A 15,671-nucleotide genomic window follows, 5' to 3' on the forward strand; every position below is an offset into this window, starting at 1 on the left:
CCGCGGGGCCGCGCGGGAACGCCCCCGGCCCGTACCGCCGAGGTACGGGCCGGGGGCGTCGTCGCTACTTGCCCGGGGTGCCGGCCTTCGCGGCCGGGGTGTCCGGGGCCGCGTCCGGGTCCGGGGCCTCCTCGAAGGAGACCTTGCCCATGTGGCGGTTCATCGACTTCATCAGCTGCCAGACCGCGAGGGCCAGGACCGCGAAGACGACGAAGCCGAGGACGCCGGGGGTCACCTTGTTCTTGTCCAGCTCTTCGGCGGCGAAGGGGACAAGCTGGGTCAGTGCCAGGTGTGCGCTCATGTCAGGCATTGTCGCGGATGCCCGCGAAGAGATCTTCCTCGGGGAGGGAGGTCGGCACCAGCGCCTTGCTGAGCTCGTACTCCTCCGTCGGCCAGACCTCCTTCTGGATCTCCATCGGGACCCGGAACCAGCCGCCGTCGGGGTCGATCTGGGTGCGGTGGGCGATCAGGGCCTTGTCGCGGACCTCGAAGAACTCGGCGCAGGGGACGAAGGTGGTCAGCGTCCGCTCCTTGCGCTGGAACTCCTTCCAGCGCTCCAGCCACTCGCCGTACGGCGACTCCATCCCGCGGGCGAGCAGCGCCTCGTGCAGCGCGGTCGTGCGGGGACGGTTGAAGCCCTGGTTGTAGTAGAGCTTCAGGGGCCGCCAGGACGGGCCGAACTCGGCCTCGGGGAACTTCTCGGTGTCGGTCGCGCCGTCGAAGGCCACCATCGTGATCTTGTGGGTCATGATGTGGTCGGGGTGCGGGTATCCGCCGTTCTCGTCGTAGGTCGTCACGACCTGCGGACGGAAGGAGCGGATCTTGCGGACCAGCGCACCGGCCGCGGTGTCCACGTCCTCCAGGGCGAAGCAGCCCTCGGGAAGCGGGGGCAGCGGGTCGCCCTCGGGCAGGCCCGAGTCGACGAAGCCCAGCCATTCCTGGGAGACGCCCAGGATCTCGCGGGCCTCGTCCATCTCCTTGCGGCGCACCTCGTGGATGTTCGCCTCGATGTAGGGGTCGCCCTGAAGCTGGGGGTTGAGTACCGAGCCGCGCTCGCCGCCCGTGCACGTCACCACCATGACGTCCACCCCCTCGGACACGTACTTGGCCATCGTGGCCGCACCCTTGCTCGACTCGTCGTCGGGGTGGGCGTGAACGGCCATCAGTCGCAGCTGCTCAGTCAAGACTCGATCCTCAGTGATTCGACGCGGAGGGTGGTCTCTATAGTGACGGAATCGGGGGAGTGAAAATTCCGCCACCCCCGGCTTCGAGAGGATCGGTCATGAGCGCGGTGCGAGAGCAGCTGCCCGAGGGGCGCTACGGACGCTCCGCGGACGAGGCGGCCGACCGCAAGCTCAGGATCACGGGCGCGGTGCTCGGTGTCCTCTTCCTCGGTCTGCTGGGCTGGTTCGGCTGGCACTACGTCGTCGACAACAAGATCAGCGCCGAGATGATCAAGTTCGACGTGGTGAGTGCCACCGAGGTCCAGGTCCACCTGGAGATCCGCAAGGACGAGGGCGTCCAGGGCGTCTGCACCCTGCGCTCCCGCTCCGAGGACGGCGTCGAGGTGGCCCGCAAGGATGTGCGGATCGACGACCCCGGTACGAGGATCGACCGCGTCTTCACGCTCCGCACGACCGCCCACGCGACCAGTGCCGAGCTCATGGGGTGTACGGCGCGGTAGCGGTGGGTAGGGACGGGGTGACGAGTCCCGGCGAGTCACTGCGGTGACCTGGGGTGACGCCATCCCGATCGGTTATGTCCTCCCGCTTTTCGCCACTCATTGTTAGGCTCGTGGTTTCGCCCACCCGGGACAGCAGAGCTTTCCCGTGTAGGGCGATGCTTTGTATTCCCAGTACCTACGAGGAGCACCTGTGACCCAGACCAGCGACAACGTCACCTGGCTCACCCAGGAGGCGTACAACAAGCTCAAGGACGAGCTTGAGTACCTGTCTGGTCCCGCGCGCACGGAGATCACCATCAAGATCGCCGCCGCCCGTGAAGAGGGGGACCTGCGCGAGAACGGCGGGTACCACGCGGCCAAGGAGGAGCAGGGCAAGCAGGAGCTCCGCATCCGGCAGCTGACCCAGCTCCTCGAGCACGCCAAGGTCGGCGAGGCCCCGGCGGACGACGGTGTCGTCGAGCCCGGCATGGTCGTCACGATCGCCTTCGACGGCGACGAGAACGACACGATGACCTTCCTGCTCGCCTCCCGCGAGTACGCGAGCGGAGACATCGAGACCTACTCGCCGCAGTCGCCGCTCGGCGTCGGCGTCAACGGCAAGAAGGCCGGTGACGACGCGCAGTACGAGCTGCCGAACGGCAAGAAGGCCACGGTGAAGATCCTCAGCGCGAAGCCGTACACCGCCTGAGGCACCTGTTTTCCATGAAGGGCCGGCCCCGTCGGGGCCGGCCCTTCATGCTGCATGCACATGTCCTGGGGTGATGAGGCATGATGCCGCCTGACACCGCGTCACAAGGGGGATGGGCGAAGTGCTGGGACCACTGCGCGAGGGCGCGCCGCGCCGGATAGGACCGTACGAGGTGCTCGCCCGGCTCGGGGCGGGCGGGATGGGCGAGGTGTTCCTCGGGCGGGCCGCGGCCGGCTCCGTGTCCGGGGACGGCTCCGCGGCGGCGGACGGCTCGGCGGCCGGCGGCCCCGCGGCCGGGGACGTCGGCTCCTCCGGTGCTCCCCCGCCCGGAACCTTCGTCGCCGTGAAGACCGTGCGGCGGGACGTCGCCGGAGACCCCGCCTTCCGGGACCGCTTCCGCCGGGAGATACGGGTCGCCGCGCTCGTCGACAGCGCGTACGCCGCCGCCCCGCTCGGCGGCGACGCCGACGCCGAGGTGCCCTGGCTGGCCACCGCGTACGTCCCCGGGCCCAGCCTCTCCCAGGCCGTGCGGCGCGGCGGCGCCCTGCCCGTCGCCGGCGTCCGCGCGCTCGGCACCGCCGTCGCCCGCGCCCTCGCCGACCTGCACCGGGCCGGGGTCCTGCACCGGGACCTCAAGCCGGGCAACGTCATGCTCTCCGTCGACGGGCCCCGCCTCATCGACTTCGGCATCGCCCGCAGCAACACGGCCACCACCATGACCGCCACCGGTCTGATGGTCGGCACGCCCTCCTTCATGTCCCCCGAGCACGTCGCCGGCGCCCGGCGGGTGACCGCCGCGTCCGACGTCTTCTGCCTCGGCTCGCTGCTCTGCTACGCGGCGACCGGCGAGGACCCCTTCGGCGACGGGCCGCTCGCCGCCGTCCTGTACCGGGTCTCCCAGGCGGAGGCGGACCTCGCCCGGGTCCCGGCGGAGCTGCGCGACACCGTCGCCGCCTGTCTGGCCCTGGACCCGGCGGACCGGCCGACGCCGGAGGAGCTCGCGGAACTTCTCGGCGGCGGCACGCCGAAGGTCTTCCCGTGGCCCGGGCCGGTACGGGACCACATCGGCGAGTACGGCACGGCCCTCGCCCAGCTCGTCGCCTCCGGCGGGCCGCTCCTGGAGGCCGCGCCGGCGGACGACCCCCGGGGGCCCGTGGTGAACCCGGCGGTGCCCGGGCTGCACTCCGTACCGACGCAGGCACCGGTGTCGGCCCCGGAGGCGCCCGTCGCTCCCCCGCGCGCCCGCAGGCGACGGCTGGTCGCGGCCCTCGTGGCGTCGGCGGTCGTCGCCGGTGGAGTCGGCACGTATCTGCTGTGGCCGGAGGGCGGGCCGGGGAAGCCGCAGCCCCCGAAGGCCGCGCCGCCCGCCGCGCCGGTGGCACCCCGGATCCCGGGCGTCGACAGCCGGGGCCTCGCCGACTCCTCCGGTGTCGTCCCGCAGAACGCGGCCCAGCGGCCGGCCGGCTGGAAGCCCTGGCAGGCGAAGCTCAAAGCCCCGGCGCTCGGCTGCTCGGCCGGCGAGAAGGTGCTGGTCTGCCGGACCACGAACGGGCGCTACGAGGCGCTGGACCCGGCGAGCGGCAAGCAGCTGTGGGACATCCCGGCCGCCAAGGACACCCCCGACGAGACCTACGTCAGCGGCACGGGGTTCCCCTTCACGGCCGGGAGCGCCACGGCTCCCACGGTCCACGACGGCAGCGCGGTCCTCGTCGCCGACGGCTCCCTCCAGGTCCGGGACGCGCGTACAGGGGCCGTCCGCTGGCAGAAGCCGGCCGTGGGCCCGCAGGGCCTCTGGGCCACCCGGCCCGTCGTCGCCGACGGGATCGTCTTCGCGGCGACGAACGTGGCGGAGGACGCCCTGAACGTGCGGGCCGCGCTGACGGCGTTCTCCCTGGCCGACGGACGCGAGCTGTGGTCGGAGGAGCTCACCAACGGCGAGACCTCCCTCGCCGAGCGCCGGGCGTACGAGCCCGTCGCCTACGCCAAGGGCGTCGTCTACGCCCTCAGCCAGGGCGGTCTCGTGGCGTACGACGGCAGGAACGGCACCCAGCTCGGGCAGGTCGAAGCCGACGCCAAGGACTGCTGGGACATCAAGGTGCTCGGTGCGTCGGCGTACTGCGCCGGAGCCGGGTCGGGCAGCGACACCGACACGGCCCTGCACCTGCTCGACGCCCGCACTCTCGCCTCGAAGGCGTCGCTGCCCGGCGACCTCGGCACGGCGGCACCCTCGGCGGTCGGACCGCGGACCGTCGTGGCCTTCGACGGGGGCCTGCGGATCCTCGACCCACGCACCGGTGGGACCCTCGCCTCGTTCCCGGCCGAGCGGGCTCCGTCCGGTCTGGCCCAGAAATGGTCGTCGCCTCTGCTCGCCGGCGAGCAGGTCGTGTACGCCGACTACTCCGCGCTCTACACGGTGCGGCTCGGCGCCGACGGCAGGCCGGGAGGAGGCCTGAAGGTCACGCCGGTGCCGGGCGCCCCCGGTCCGCGCGCCGAGGAGGAGGAGTACGACCCGAACTACGGCAACATCGTCTCCCGGCAGATCCGGGAGCCGGAGGTGCTGCCGGTGGGCGGCATCGCGTACGTCGTCTTCGACAAGGGCGCGGTCGTCTCCGTCGCCCTGCCCGGCGAGAAGGAGTAGTCCCGTGCTGGAAGCCCTGCCCCCGGGCCGGCCCCCGCAGCTCGTCGGCCCCTACCGGCTGCTCGCCCGGCTCGGCGCCGGCGGCATGGGCGAGGTCCATCTCGCCTGCCGGGCGGACGCGCCGACGGCCGATCCGTACCGGATGGTCGCGGTGAAGACCGTACGGAGCGATCTGGAGGTCGACGGGGACTTCCGGACCCGGTTCCGGCGGGAGATCGCGGCGGCCCGGACGGTCGACGGGCCGGGCGTGGCGCGGCTCGTGGACGCGGACGCCGACGCGGCCTCGCCGTGGCTGGCGACGGAGTACGTGCCGGGCCCCTCGCTCGCCGAGGCCGTCGTACGGTCCGGGGCGCTGCCCGCCGCGACGGTACGGGCCCTGGGGGTCGCGCTCGCGCGGGCGCTCGCGGACGTCCACCGGGTGGAGGTGCTGCACCGGGACCTCAAGCCCGCGAACGTTCTCCTGGGCGCCGCCGGGCCCAAGCTGATCGACTTCGGCATCGCGCAGGCCTTCGAGGCGACGGCGCTCACCTCGACCGGTCTGGTCGTGGGCTCCCCGGGGTTCATGTCGCCGGAGCACCTGGCGGGCAGCCGCGCGGTGGTGCCCGCGTCGGACGTGTTCTGCCTGGGCGCGGTCCTCGCGTTCGCGGCGAGCGGCCGGGGGCCCTTCCAGGACGACGAGATGGCCGCGGTGGTCTACCGGATCATCCGGGCGGACGCCGACCTGACCGGCGTGGCGGAGGAGCTGCGGCCGGTGGTGGAGCGCTGCCTGCGGCTCGACCCGGCCGAGCGGCCGACGGCGGCGGAGGTGGTGGCGCTCCTCGGTGCCGGGGCGGCCCCCGAGGTCTTCCCCTGGCCCGGCGGGGTGCTGTCGCTGCTCGCCGAGTACGGGGAGGCGGCGCGGACGGCCGGTGAGGCGGCCGCCTCGGGCGCGGGCGTGGCGGACCTGCCGACCCTCGGCCCGGTGGTGCCGTACTCCCCGACGGCCGTCCCGAACCGTCCGGTGACACCGCCGGCGGACCCCGTGGAGCCGCGTCGGCGCCGCTGGGGCGCGGTCGTGGCCGGTGCGGTGGCCGTCGCCGTCGCGGCCACGGCCGGCGTGGTCCTGGTGAACCGGGACGGCGGGGACGGCGGCGGGACGGCGGGACCCTCGGTCTCGAACAGCTCCTCCCCCGGTGCGACCGGTACCGGGAACACCGGCCCGGCGACCCTGAGCCAGGTCGTCCTGCCGTACGGCGGGAAGGGCCGTACCAACGACTTCGGCGCGGCGGCGACGGACCGGGGGCACCGCCCGGCGGGCTGGTCGCCCTGGATGGTGCGGACGGAGGCCACCGACGGCGCCTGCTCCCTCTCCCCGAAGGTGCTGGTCTGCGCGGGCTCCGGCGGCGCGCTGGTGGGGCTGAGCGCGGCGGACGGCCACGTGCTGTGGTCGGTCCGGGCGCGCACCAACGCCGAGGGGCTGCGGTCCACACCGCAGTACCCGGCGGTCGTCGGCGACCGGGTGTACGTCGCGGAGGCCTCGGGGACCGTCGCGTACGGCCTTCAGGACGGCCGGAAGGAGGGCACCCTCCCGGGTCCCGGCGCCGCGTGGGCGGTGAAGGGCTCCGACCTGGCCGACGGCGTCCTCCACACCGCGTACGTGAACACGGCGTCCACCGAGGGCGACGGCGGGGCGGGCGGAGGCCTCGTGACGGCGGTGAAGCTCGGCGGGAGCGGGAAGGACGTGGGCAGCGTGCTGTGGAAGGCACCGCTCGACGGCTTCCCCGAGCAGCCGGTGGCGGCGGGCGGCCGGGTGTACGTCCCCGTCGGGACCGTGCCGGTGGCGCTCGACGCGCGGACCGGGAAGACGGCGGTGCGCGGGGCGGAGGGCTGCCAGGAGGTCACCGTGCACGAGAAGAGCGGCAGCGTGCTCTGCTCGGGCACCCCGGACGGCTCGGTGGCCGTGCTCGACGCGGGGACGCTGAAGCTGCGGCGGTCCCTCGGCGCGGGGGTGACGGCGGGCCCCGCCGTGAACGCGGACGGTCTGGTGGCGGTGACGAACGGGCAGACCGTGACCACCTACGACCTGCGGACCGGCAAGGAGGACTGGTCGATGACGCCGATGATGACCGAGGGCGACCCGCAGCGGATCTACTTCGCGGGCGACCGGGTGATCACGGTGGGGAAGGGAGAAGTGGTCTCCGTCGCCGCGGCCGAACCCTCCGGCGAGGAGCGCTTCGAGGCCAACCTCCCGGACGACTTCGACGCGCAGGCCACCGGAGACGCGCTGGCCGCCGGAGGGGCGGTCTTCCTCGCCCTCCCCGACGGCCTCGTCGTCTCCGGGTATCTGCCCTGACGGCTCCGGGTGCGCGGAGCGATGGTCAGCCGTTCGCCCGCCGGTACTTGCGGACGGACAGGGTCCGGAAGATGGCGACGATCAGGACGGAGTAGATCAGCGACGCCCACACCGGGTACTGCATCGGCCAGGCGTCGGACGGGGACAGGCCCGGATCGCCGAAGAGTTTGCGGCAGGCCTGGACGGTGGCGCTGAACGGGTTCCACTCCGCGACGGGCTGGAGCCAGCCCGGCAGGTTGCTGGTGTCCACGAAGGCGTTCGAGATGAAGGTCACCGGGAAGAGCCAGATCAGGCCGCCCGACGTCGCGGCCTCCGGGGTGCGGACCGAGAGGCCGATCAGGGCGCCGATCCAGGTGAAGGCATAGCCGAGGAGGAGGAGCAGGGCGAAGCCGGCCATGACCTTCCCGAAGTTGGTCGGCGCCGCGTAACCGGGCCGCCAGCCGATGATCAGCGCGACCACAGCGAGCACGGTCAGCGTCAGCGCGGTCTGCACGAGGTCGGCCAGGGTTCGGCCCGTGAGGACCGCGCCCCGGGCCATGGGCAGGGACCGGAACCGGTCGATGAGGCCCTTGTGCATGTCGTCGGCGATGCCCGCGCCCGCGCCCGCCGTGGCGAAGGTGACGGTCTGCGCGAAGATGCCGGCCATCAGGAAGTTCTTGTAGACGTCCGGGGAGGTGCTGCCGTCGACGCTCATCGAGCCGCCGAAGACGTACGTGAAGAGGATCACGAACATCACCGGCTGGATCAACCCGAAAAGGATCATTTCGGGAATTCGGGTCATACGGATCAAATTCCGCCGGGCGATGACCAGGGAGTCGCTGGTGTTGCTCACTTCGCCGCCTCCTTCGCGCGCTTGCGGTCCCGGTCGCCCTTCACCGCCGACTCCCCGTTCTCCTCCTCCGCCCGCTCGGCCGCGTGGCCGGTGAGGGAGATGAACACGTCGTCGAGAGTGGGGCGGCGCAGTCCGATGTCGTCGATCTCGACGCCGACCGCGTCCAGGTCGCGGATGACCTCGGCGAGCAGCTTGGCGCCACCGGCGACGGGGACGGTGAGCTTGCGGGTGTGCTGTTCGACGGAGACCTCGCCGTGACCGATGCCCGCGATGCCGTAGCGGCCGAGGACGTCACGGGCGTCGCCGATCATCCCCGCCTCGTGGACGACGACCTCGACCCGCTCCCCGCCCGTCTGGGCCTTGAGCTGGTCGGCGGTGCCGCGGGCGATGACCTTGCCGTGGTCGACGACGCAGATGTCGTGGGCGAGGTGGTCGGCCTCCTCCAGGTACTGGGTGGTGAGGAGGAGGGTCGTACCGCCCGCGACGAGCTCCTTGATGACCTCCCACAGGCCCTGCCGGTTGCGGGGGTCGAGGCCGGTGGTCGGCTCGTCCATGAACATGACCGGCGGGGACACGACGAGGGCGGCCGCGAGGTCGAGGCGGCGGCGCATGCCTCCGGAGTACGTCTTCGCCGTGCGGTCGGCGGCGTCGGCGAGGTTGAAGCGCTCCAGGAGCTCGTCGGCCCGCACCTTCGCGTCCTTCGCCCTCATCTGGTAGAGCTGCCCGACCATCTGCAGGTTCTCGCGGCCGGTGAGGTACTCGTCGACGGCGGCGAACTGGCCGGAGAGTCCGATCCTGCGGCGCACCTCGTCGGGGTCCTTGAGGACGTCGATCCCGGCGACGACGGCCCGGCCGCTGTCGGGTTGGAGGAGGGTGGTCAGCACGCGCACGGCGGTCGTCTTCCCCGCGCCGTTCGGTCCGAGCAGACCCAGGACCGTGCCCTCGGGCACGTCGAGGTCCACGCCGTCCAGAGCTCGTACGTCGCCGAAGGTCTTCACCAGACCTTCGGCATAGATCGCGCCTGGCATGTGGGTTCTCCCGGGGAGATTCGGGCGTTTCCCACCGATCCTAGGTTTGCGGGGCGGTCCCCGCCCAGTGAATGTGTGAGCTGCGCCACATGATCTTGGCCCGGTCGCAGCCGTGGGTGTTCATCGCCCCGGTCGTCTCCGGGGCGTTCCCGGGACGGGGCGGGACGACGTTGGCGGGACGTTGGAAGACCGTTGGTGCGGCGGGCGAGGCTGGTGACCCGGCACGGAGCACGACGGAATCGGGGGAACCGGGGATGGCGATCGACGGGGTCGGGACGAGGGGTGGAGCGGGCGGGACGGGCGAGGGCTGCGCCGGTCACGGGAGCCGGGGGGCGACACCCTCGGCGGAGCTCGCCGCCGAGATGCGGCGGATCAAGGACGTCATGGAGCTCAGTTACGGTCAGCTCGCCCAGCGCACCCATTACAGCCGCTCCTCCTGGGAGCGGTTCCTGAACCAGAAGCAGCTGCCGACCAGGATCGCGGTCGAGCAGTTCGCGGCGGCCTCCGGGCAGGACCCGCGGCCGCTCCTGATCCGTCTTGAGCGGTCCCTCGCCCATGAGTCGGCCGGGCGGACGGGAGGCGCGCCCGCCGCGCGGCCGGGGGGCGGGCCCGTCGGAGCCGCCCCCACCGGCGCCGCCCCCACCGGCGCCGCCCCCACCGGCGCCGCCCCCACCGGCGCCGGGCCCACCGGCGCCGGGCCCACCGGCGCCGGGCCCGTCGCCCGGCCCGTCGTCCGGTCCCTCGCGCTCCTCACGGCCGGTGCGCTCGCCGGCGGCCTGGTGACCCTGCTCGCCCGCGAATCCCGGCTCCGTCACGGCCTCTGAGACGACCTGGGGGCGGCTCGGGGCTCGACCGCGGGCCGCCGGCCGGGACCGCGGACCGGCCCGCCGGCCGGCCGGGGCACGTCAGCCGAGGACGGTGTACCCGGCGTCCCGCAGCGCGTCCGCCACCTCGCGGCAGTGCTCCGGGCCCTTCGTCTCCAGGTGCAGTTCGACCTCCGCCTCGGTCAGGCCGAGCCTCGGGTCGGTCCGCACATGGCTCACGTCGAGGACGTTCGCGTCGGCCACCGTGAGCACCGCGAGCAGGGTCGCGAGGGCCCCCGGCCGGTCCGTGACCCGCAGCCGCAGGCTCAGATAGCGGCCCCCGGCGGCCATGCCGTGCCGCAGGATGCGCTGGAGCAGCAGCGGGTCGACGTTCCCGCCGGAGAGGACCGCCACCACCGGCCCCCGGAAGGCCTCGGGGTCGCTGAGCAGGGCCGCGACCGGGCTGGCGCCCGCCGGTTCGACGACCAGCTTCGCGCGTTCGAGGCAGAGCAGCAGCGCCGAGGAGAGCGCGTCCTCGGAGACCGTACGGACCTCGTCGACGTACTCCTGGATCAGGGCGAACGGGACGTCGCCCGGCCGTCCCACCTTGATGCCGTCCGCCATCGTCACCGGCGACTCCACCACCACGGGATGCCCGGCGGCCAGCGACGGCGGGTAGGCGGCCGCGCCCTCGGCCTGCACGCCGATCACCTTCACGTCGGGGCGCACCGACTTCACCGCGAGTCCGATGCCGGCCGCGAGACCGCCGCCGCCGACGCCGACGAGGATCGTCCGGACCTCCGGGCACTGCTCCAGGATCTCCAGGCCCACCGTGCCCTGCCCGACGATGATGTCGGGGTGGTCGAAGGGGTGGATGAACACGGCCCCGGTCTCCCGCGCGTACCGCTCGGCCGCCGCCAGCGTCTCGTCCACGACATGGCCGTGCATCCGGACGTCGGCGCCGTACTCCCGGGTCGCCGCGACCTTCGGCAGCGGGGCCCCGACGGGCATGAAGACGGTCGCGCGCACTCCGAGGAGTTTCGAGGCGAGCGCGACGCCCTGCGCGTGGTTGCCCGCGGAGGCCGCGACGACCCCGGCGGCCCGCTCCTCGGGCCGCAGCCCCGCGATCCGCACGTACGCCCCGCGCAGCTTGAAGGAACCGGTCCGCTGGAGGTTCTCGCATTTGAGGTGCACCGGCGCCCCCACCAGCGAGGACAGATGGCGGCTGCCCTCCATCGCCGTCATCCGGGCCACCCCCGACAGCATCTTCTGCGCCCCGCGCACATCGTCGAGCATCAGCCGGTGCAAGGGGTCTGGCGTACGGAAGCTCATGACAGCAAGTCTCCCAGCTCACGGCCCTGGTGGCCGCCCGGCGGAGAGGTGTCCCAGCGTCTTTGCGCAGCCCCGGTACGGACCCACCCGGGGCCGCGTACTCTGTCCCCCACCAACCGACCACCCCCGCACGAGAGAGACCCACAGCCATGCCCACATCTCAGGACATGACGACTGAGTTCGACCCCGGTCTCCTCGATGCCCTCCAGCACCAGGTGGCCGTCTTCGCCCGCCGGGCCGAGCAGACGCGCCTCGGCGGCACGGGCCAGCTCCGCAACTCGATGGACCGGGCCGCCTACCTCCTGCTCAACCGCCTTGACCAGGAAGGTCCGATGGGCGTCAAGGCGCTCGCGGCGGGCATGGGCATCGACTCGTCGACCGTCACCCGGCAGGTCGCGCCGCTCGTCGACACCGGCCTGGTGAAGCGCACCTCGCACCCGGAGGACGGGCGCGCGGTCGTCCTCCAGCTGTCGCCGCGCGGCCTGGCCCGCCTGGAGGAGGTCCGTTCCTCGCGCCGCCAGCTGATGGTGGAGGTCACGGAGGGCTGGACACCGGACGAGCGGGAGTCCTTCTGCACCCTGCTGACCCGCTTCAACACCGCCCTGTCCGTACGGCAGTCGGCGCACACGGGTCAGCCGGGTGCGGCGCCGGAGTCCGGGACCGCGACGGGAACCGAGTCCGCTCCGACCTCTTGACCCCGCTCCCCCGCTGTCCTCATATGAGGACGTGGGAGAGCAGCGGAGCGGACACGGAGCCGAACGCACCTACCGCGCCCGGGAGTTCGACGCGTTCGTGGCCGGGGCGGCGGGTCGGCTGCTGCACACCGCGACCCTGCTCACCGCCGAGACCCGCACCCGCAATCCGCACGCCCAGGCCCTGCTGACCGCCGCCCTCGCCCACACCTACGCGCTCTGGGGCCGGTCGCCCGACGAGGATCCGTACGAGCTCGCCCGGCGCGAGCTCGTCGGCCGTTTCGCCCGCACCGCCTGGCGGCACCACGGCGGCCGGGGCGGGGTGCTCTCCGCGCTCCACCCGCAGGAACGGCTCGTCCTCGTCCTCCGGCTGTACGAGGGAGTCGCCGAGGAGCAGGCCGCGGCACTGCTCGGACTGCCGGTGGCGCGCGTCCGCGCCGTCTGCGCCCGGTCGGTCGCCGCGCTCAGGGCCGCCGCGCGGAGCGACGGCACGGCACGGGGGCGGGCCGCGTGACCCGGCACGAGGACAAGGAGGCGGCGGTCCGGCGGCTGCTCGACACCCCGCACCCGCCGGTCCCCGGCGATCTCGCGCGGCGGGCGGCCGAGCGCGGGTCCCGGCGGCTGCACCGTGCCCGGCGGGTGCGGCGGGCGCTGTGGGTCCTCGGCGTGATCGCCGTGGCCGTCTTCTTCGCCTGGGCGTCCGTGGCCCGGCCCTGGGAGGTCCCGCCGGCGGAGACGACACCGCCGCTCGATGGCTGGTGACGCGGGGCTCGGCCGGTGACGCACGACTCGAAGGCCCGCGGGGACGGGCCTAGCCTGGAAGGGACGGCACGTCTACCGTGCCGAGGAGGCTGAGGCTGTGATGACCAGGAAAGTCGCAGACTGCCGCAACACGCCGAGCGTCATGAACTGCACCCTCACCATCAGCGGTGAGGAGGAGGAAGTGGTGCTGGCCGCGACCGAGCACGCGGTCTCGGTCCACGGCCACGAGGACACCCCGGAGCTGCGGGCGGAGGTCCGCGCGAGCCTGGAGGACGAGAAGGTCCCCGCCTGACGCGGGTACGCGCGTCAGGAATCGGCCGCCGGGCGCCCCCGACGGGGCACCCGGCAGGCCGTATCCACGACTAGCCCAGCGCCTGGCGCAGGTCCGCGAGCAGGTCGTCGACGTTCTCGATGCCCACCGAGAGACGGACGAGGTCGGCCGGGACCTCCAGGGCGGAGCCCGCGACGCTCGCGTGGGTCATCCGGCCCGGGTGCTCGATGAGGGACTCGACGCCGCCCAGCGACTCACCGAGGGTGAAGAGCTGCGCGCGGTTGCAGACCTCGACGGCCGCCTCCTCGCCGCCCTGCACGCGGAAGGAGATCATGCCGCCGAAGGAACGCATCTGCTTGGCCGCGATCTCGTGGCCCGGGTGCTCCGGGAGACCCGGGTAGAGGACCTGGGTGACCTTCGGGTGCTGGGTCAGCATCTCGACGATCTTCTCGGCGTTCTCGCTGTGGCGGTCCATGCGGACGGCGAGGGTCTTGATGCCCCGCAGCACGATCCACGAGTCGAAGGGACCGGCGATCGCGCCCATCGCGTTCTGGTGGTAGGCGAGCTCCTCGCCGAGCGCCTCGTCGGCCGTCACCAGGGCGCCGCCGACGACGTCGGAGTGGCCGCCCATGTACTTGGTGAGCGAGTGCACGACGACGTCCGCGCCGAGCGCCAGCGGCTGCTGGAGGTACGGCGAGGCGAAGGTGTTGTCGACGACGAGCTTGACGCCGGCGTGGCGGGCGACGCCCGCGATCGCCTCGATGTCGGTGATGCCGAGGAGCGGGTTCGACGGGGTCTCGACCCAGATCAGCTTGGTGCGGTCGTTGACGGCGGCCCGCACCGCGGCGATGTCGGAGGTGTTCGCCACCGAGAAGTCCACGCCCCAGCGCTGCACGACCTTGGCGAAGAGCCGGAAGGTGCCGCCGTAGGCGTCGTTCGGGATGACCACGTGGTCGCCGGGCGAGAGGAGGGTGCGCAGCAGGCAGTCCTCGGCGGCCAGGCCGGAGGCGAAGGCCAGGCCGCGCCGGCCGCCCTCCAGGGCCGCCAGGTTCTCCTCGAGCGCCGTTCGGGTGGGGTTGGCGCTGCGGCTGTACTCGTAACCGCCGCGCAGCCCGCCCACGCCGTCCTGCTTGTAGGTGGACACCTGGTAGATGGGCGGGACGACCGCGCCGGTCAGCGGGTCGGCGGTGTTGCCCGCATGGATCGCGCGGGTCTCGAAGTTCTGATGGGAGTGCTGGTCGCTCATGGTCAGGAGCGTAGTCCCGACCACCCGCCGGCGCCTCGATCGTCTCACGCGCCGTCCTGGACAATGGACGCATGGAGATTCTCTGGTTCCTCATCGCGCTGGGGCTGTTGTTCGGTGTCCTCGGCCCCTATCTGCTGCGCCGCCGCGGCGGCGGGATCCGTCAGGTCGCGCCCGGCGCTCCGGACGCGGCGGATCCGGAGGCGTACGGATTCGTCCGCCAGGAGGACCAGGACGTACGGCTCCCGGGCTCGGACGACGAGCTTCTCCACGTCCTCGACGTCGTCCAGGCCACCCAGGACTGGCGGGCGGCCTCCCGGCTGCTGGCCGCCACCGACAAGGAGGGCGAGGTGCGCTGGCAGCGCGTCCAGGCCTTCGCGGGTGCCGCGTCGCTGGAACTCCAGGAGCGGCCGGGTGTCGGCGGCGCGTGGCTGCGGACCTGGCGTGCGGAGGCTCCGAAGGACGCGGGCGGCGCGGCCGTGCACGCCGAGTTCCTGGTGCAGCAGGCCTGGCGCTCCTCGGCGGCGGGGACCGAGGACTTCCGGATCATCCTGGAGGAGGCGCGGAAGGTCACCGAGGAGGCGGCGCTGCTCGCCCCCGGCGACCCGGTCCCGTACATCACGCAGCTGGCCGTGGCCCGCGGTCTGGGGTACAGCCACGAGGAGTTCGACCAGGTCTGGGCGCGGGTCATCGACCGGGCGCCGCAGCACATGGGTGCGCATCTGGCGGCCCTGCACTACTGGTGCGAGAAGTGGCACGGTTCGCGCGAGGAGGCCGACCACTTCGCGACGACGGCCGCGGCGCGCGCCCCGCGGGGTTCGCTGCTGGCGGCGCTGCCGCTGTTCGCGGTGTACGAGCACGTGCCGGACGTGGTGCTCGTGCAGGACTTCTTCCGCACGGCGGTGGTGTCCAAGGCGATGGACGGCGCGCTGTACTCGGTGCACTCGGCCCGTGCCGACGATCCGATGCTGGCGCACGTCCGCCATCTGCTCGTCTGGTTCCTGGTGCGGGGTGAGCGCTGGGCGGAGGCCATGCACCAGCTGGTGAAGGTCGACGGGCACGTGGGCGCGGTGCCGTGGACGCTGAGCGGGGACCCCGCGGCGGAGTTCACGGTCTTCCGGAACCTGGCGGTGGCGGGGTACGAGGCGAACGGCGGCAACCCGGCGACGCTGCCGCACTGACGGCGCGGCGGACGGCCGCGGTGCGCGTCGCTCCCACGCACGGGGGCGCTCCCACGCACGAGGTCGCTCCCGCGCGCGGGCCTCTCCGGTGCGCACGGCTTCCCCGGCGGGCGGGGAGGGACCCCGAAGGTTTCCTTCGGGGAATCCCTCCCCGCCCGTCGGCGTTGTGACCACTGCCGACCGTC

Annotated in this window: 16 protein-coding genes; 10 read left to right on the forward strand and 6 right to left on the reverse strand. The window is 73.1% G+C overall.

The annotated features are described in order from the left end of the window. Nucleotides 1-64 precede the first annotated feature (64 nt). Together IE311_RS18265 and mca are read right to left on the reverse strand one after the other, a co-directional pair. Nucleotides 65-310 carry a hypothetical protein gene (locus IE311_RS18265; RefSeq protein ID WP_189832777.1) on the reverse strand — a complete coding sequence of 82 codons (246 nt, stop codon included), beginning with the start codon at nt 308-310 and terminating at the stop codon, nt 65-67. Continuing rightward, a complete protein-coding gene (mca, locus tag IE311_RS18270; protein WP_189832778.1) occupies nt 303-1,184 on the reverse strand; it encodes a mycothiol conjugate amidase Mca in 882 nt (293 codons plus the stop codon). Before mca ends, IE311_RS18265 begins: the two co-directional genes overlap by 8 nt. Nucleotides 1,185-1,282: 98 nt before the next feature. On the opposite strand from mca, the gene IE311_RS18275 reads away from it, so the two are divergent. The 4 genes from IE311_RS18275 (at nt 1,283) to IE311_RS18290 (ending at nt 7,342) form a co-directional block, all read left to right on the forward strand. Continuing rightward, nucleotides 1,283-1,684 carry a DUF4307 domain-containing protein gene (locus tag IE311_RS18275; protein WP_189832779.1) on the forward strand — a complete coding sequence of 134 codons (402 nt, stop codon included), beginning with the start codon at nt 1,283-1,285 and terminating at the stop codon, nt 1,682-1,684. A gap of 190 nt (nt 1,685-1,874) precedes the next feature. Then, nucleotides 1,875-2,372 carry a transcription elongation factor GreA gene (greA, locus tag IE311_RS18280; RefSeq protein WP_189832780.1) on the forward strand — a complete coding sequence of 166 codons (498 nt, stop codon included), beginning with the start codon at nt 1,875-1,877 and terminating at the stop codon, nt 2,370-2,372. 112 nt (nt 2,373-2,484) lie between these two features. Continuing rightward, the gene (locus tag IE311_RS18285) at nt 2,485-5,010 is read left to right on the forward strand and encodes a protein kinase domain-containing protein (RefSeq protein WP_229902004.1); all 2,526 of its coding nucleotides are present in this window, start codon (nt 2,485-2,487) and stop codon (nt 5,008-5,010) included. A gap of 4 nt (nt 5,011-5,014) precedes the next feature. After that, the gene (locus IE311_RS18290) at nt 5,015-7,342 is read left to right on the forward strand and encodes a protein kinase domain-containing protein (protein WP_189832781.1); all 2,328 of its coding nucleotides are present in this window, start codon (nt 5,015-5,017) and stop codon (nt 7,340-7,342) included. Nucleotides 7,343-7,367: 25 nt separating this feature from the next. On the opposite strand, the gene IE311_RS18295 is transcribed toward IE311_RS18290, so the two are convergent. After that, nucleotides 7,368-8,174 carry an ABC transporter permease gene (locus tag IE311_RS18295; RefSeq protein ID WP_189832782.1) on the reverse strand — a complete coding sequence of 269 codons (807 nt, stop codon included), beginning with the start codon at nt 8,172-8,174 and terminating at the stop codon, nt 7,368-7,370. Continuing rightward, nucleotides 8,171-9,202, reverse strand: a complete 1,032-nt coding sequence (locus IE311_RS18300) for an ATP-binding cassette domain-containing protein (protein WP_189832783.1) — start codon at nt 9,200-9,202, stop codon at nt 8,171-8,173. Before IE311_RS18300 ends, IE311_RS18295 begins: the two co-directional genes overlap by 4 nt. A 254-nt stretch (nt 9,203-9,456) precedes the next feature. Between IE311_RS18300 and IE311_RS18305 the strand changes: the two genes are divergently transcribed. Then, nucleotides 9,457-10,026 (forward strand): helix-turn-helix domain-containing protein, encoded by a 570-nt coding sequence (locus IE311_RS18305; protein ID WP_189832784.1) that lies wholly within the window; start codon nt 9,457-9,459, stop codon nt 10,024-10,026. An 81-nt stretch (nt 10,027-10,107) separates the two neighbouring features. Here the strand turns inward: IE311_RS18305 and ilvA are convergent, their stop codons facing one another. Continuing rightward, the gene (gene ilvA / locus IE311_RS18310; protein ID WP_189832785.1) at nt 10,108-11,337 is read right to left on the reverse strand and encodes a threonine ammonia-lyase; all 1,230 of its coding nucleotides are present in this window, start codon (nt 11,335-11,337) and stop codon (nt 10,108-10,110) included. Nucleotides 11,338-11,486: 149 nt separating this feature from the next. Between ilvA and IE311_RS18315 the strand changes: the two genes are divergently transcribed. The 4 genes from IE311_RS18315 (at nt 11,487) to IE311_RS18330 (ending at nt 13,083) form a co-directional block, all read left to right on the forward strand. Continuing rightward, nucleotides 11,487-12,032: a MarR family winged helix-turn-helix transcriptional regulator gene (locus tag IE311_RS18315; protein ID WP_189832786.1), complete on the forward strand. Its 546-nt coding sequence runs from the start codon at nt 11,487-11,489 to the stop codon at nt 12,030-12,032. A gap of 31 nt (nt 12,033-12,063) precedes the next feature. Then, on the forward strand, nt 12,064-12,543 hold the full coding sequence (locus IE311_RS18320; RefSeq protein ID WP_189832787.1) for a sigma factor-like helix-turn-helix DNA-binding protein: 480 nt from the start codon (nt 12,064-12,066) through the stop codon (nt 12,541-12,543). Further along, nucleotides 12,540-12,791 (forward strand): hypothetical protein, encoded by a 252-nt coding sequence (locus IE311_RS18325; RefSeq protein ID WP_189832788.1) that lies wholly within the window; start codon nt 12,540-12,542, stop codon nt 12,789-12,791. Before IE311_RS18320 ends, IE311_RS18325 begins: the two co-directional genes overlap by 4 nt. Nucleotides 12,792-12,891: 100 nt before the next feature. Then, nucleotides 12,892-13,083 carry a DUF1059 domain-containing protein gene (locus IE311_RS18330; protein WP_189832789.1) on the forward strand — a complete coding sequence of 64 codons (192 nt, stop codon included), beginning with the start codon at nt 12,892-12,894 and terminating at the stop codon, nt 13,081-13,083. Nucleotides 13,084-13,153: 70 nt separating this feature from the next. On the opposite strand, the gene IE311_RS18335 is transcribed toward IE311_RS18330, so the two are convergent. After that, nucleotides 13,154-14,308, reverse strand: a complete 1,155-nt coding sequence (locus IE311_RS18335) for a cystathionine gamma-synthase (RefSeq protein ID WP_189832790.1) — start codon at nt 14,306-14,308, stop codon at nt 13,154-13,156. A 71-nt stretch (nt 14,309-14,379) separates the two neighbouring features. Between IE311_RS18335 and IE311_RS18340 the strand changes: the two genes are divergently transcribed. Further along, nucleotides 14,380-15,486 carry a hypothetical protein gene (locus IE311_RS18340; protein WP_189832791.1) on the forward strand — a complete coding sequence of 369 codons (1,107 nt, stop codon included), beginning with the start codon at nt 14,380-14,382 and terminating at the stop codon, nt 15,484-15,486. Nucleotides 15,487-15,671 lie beyond the last annotated feature (185 nt).

The organism is Streptomyces zaomyceticus (assembly GCF_014656215.1).
Lineage (GTDB): Bacteria > Actinomycetota > Actinomycetes > Streptomycetales > Streptomycetaceae > Streptomyces > Streptomyces zaomyceticus.

Coding starts and splice junctions, on each gene's coding strand:
- IE311_RS18265 (WP_189832777.1), bottom strand. CDS start 310: ATGCCTGACATGAGCGCACACCTGGCACTGACCCAGCTTGTCCCCTTC.
- IE311_RS18275 (WP_189832779.1), top strand. CDS start 1,283: ATGAGCGCGGTGCGAGAGCAGCTGCCCGAGGGGCGCTACGGACGCTCC.
- IE311_RS18285 (WP_229902004.1), top strand. CDS start 2,485: ATGGGCGAAGTGCTGGGACCACTGCGCGAGGGCGCGCCGCGCCGGATA.
- IE311_RS18300 (WP_189832783.1), bottom strand. CDS start 9,202: ATGCCAGGCGCGATCTATGCCGAAGGTCTGGTGAAGACCTTCGGCGAC.
- IE311_RS18305 (WP_189832784.1), top strand. CDS start 9,457: ATGGCGATCGACGGGGTCGGGACGAGGGGTGGAGCGGGCGGGACGGGC.
- ilvA (WP_189832785.1), bottom strand. CDS start 11,337: ATGAGCTTCCGTACGCCAGACCCCTTGCACCGGCTGATGCTCGACGAT.
- IE311_RS18315 (WP_189832786.1), top strand. CDS start 11,487: ATGCCCACATCTCAGGACATGACGACTGAGTTCGACCCCGGTCTCCTC.
- IE311_RS18330 (WP_189832789.1), top strand. CDS start 12,892: ATGACCAGGAAAGTCGCAGACTGCCGCAACACGCCGAGCGTCATGAAC.
- IE311_RS18335 (WP_189832790.1), bottom strand. CDS start 14,308: ATGAGCGACCAGCACTCCCATCAGAACTTCGAGACCCGCGCGATCCAT.
- IE311_RS18340 (WP_189832791.1), top strand. CDS start 14,380: ATGGAGATTCTCTGGTTCCTCATCGCGCTGGGGCTGTTGTTCGGTGTC.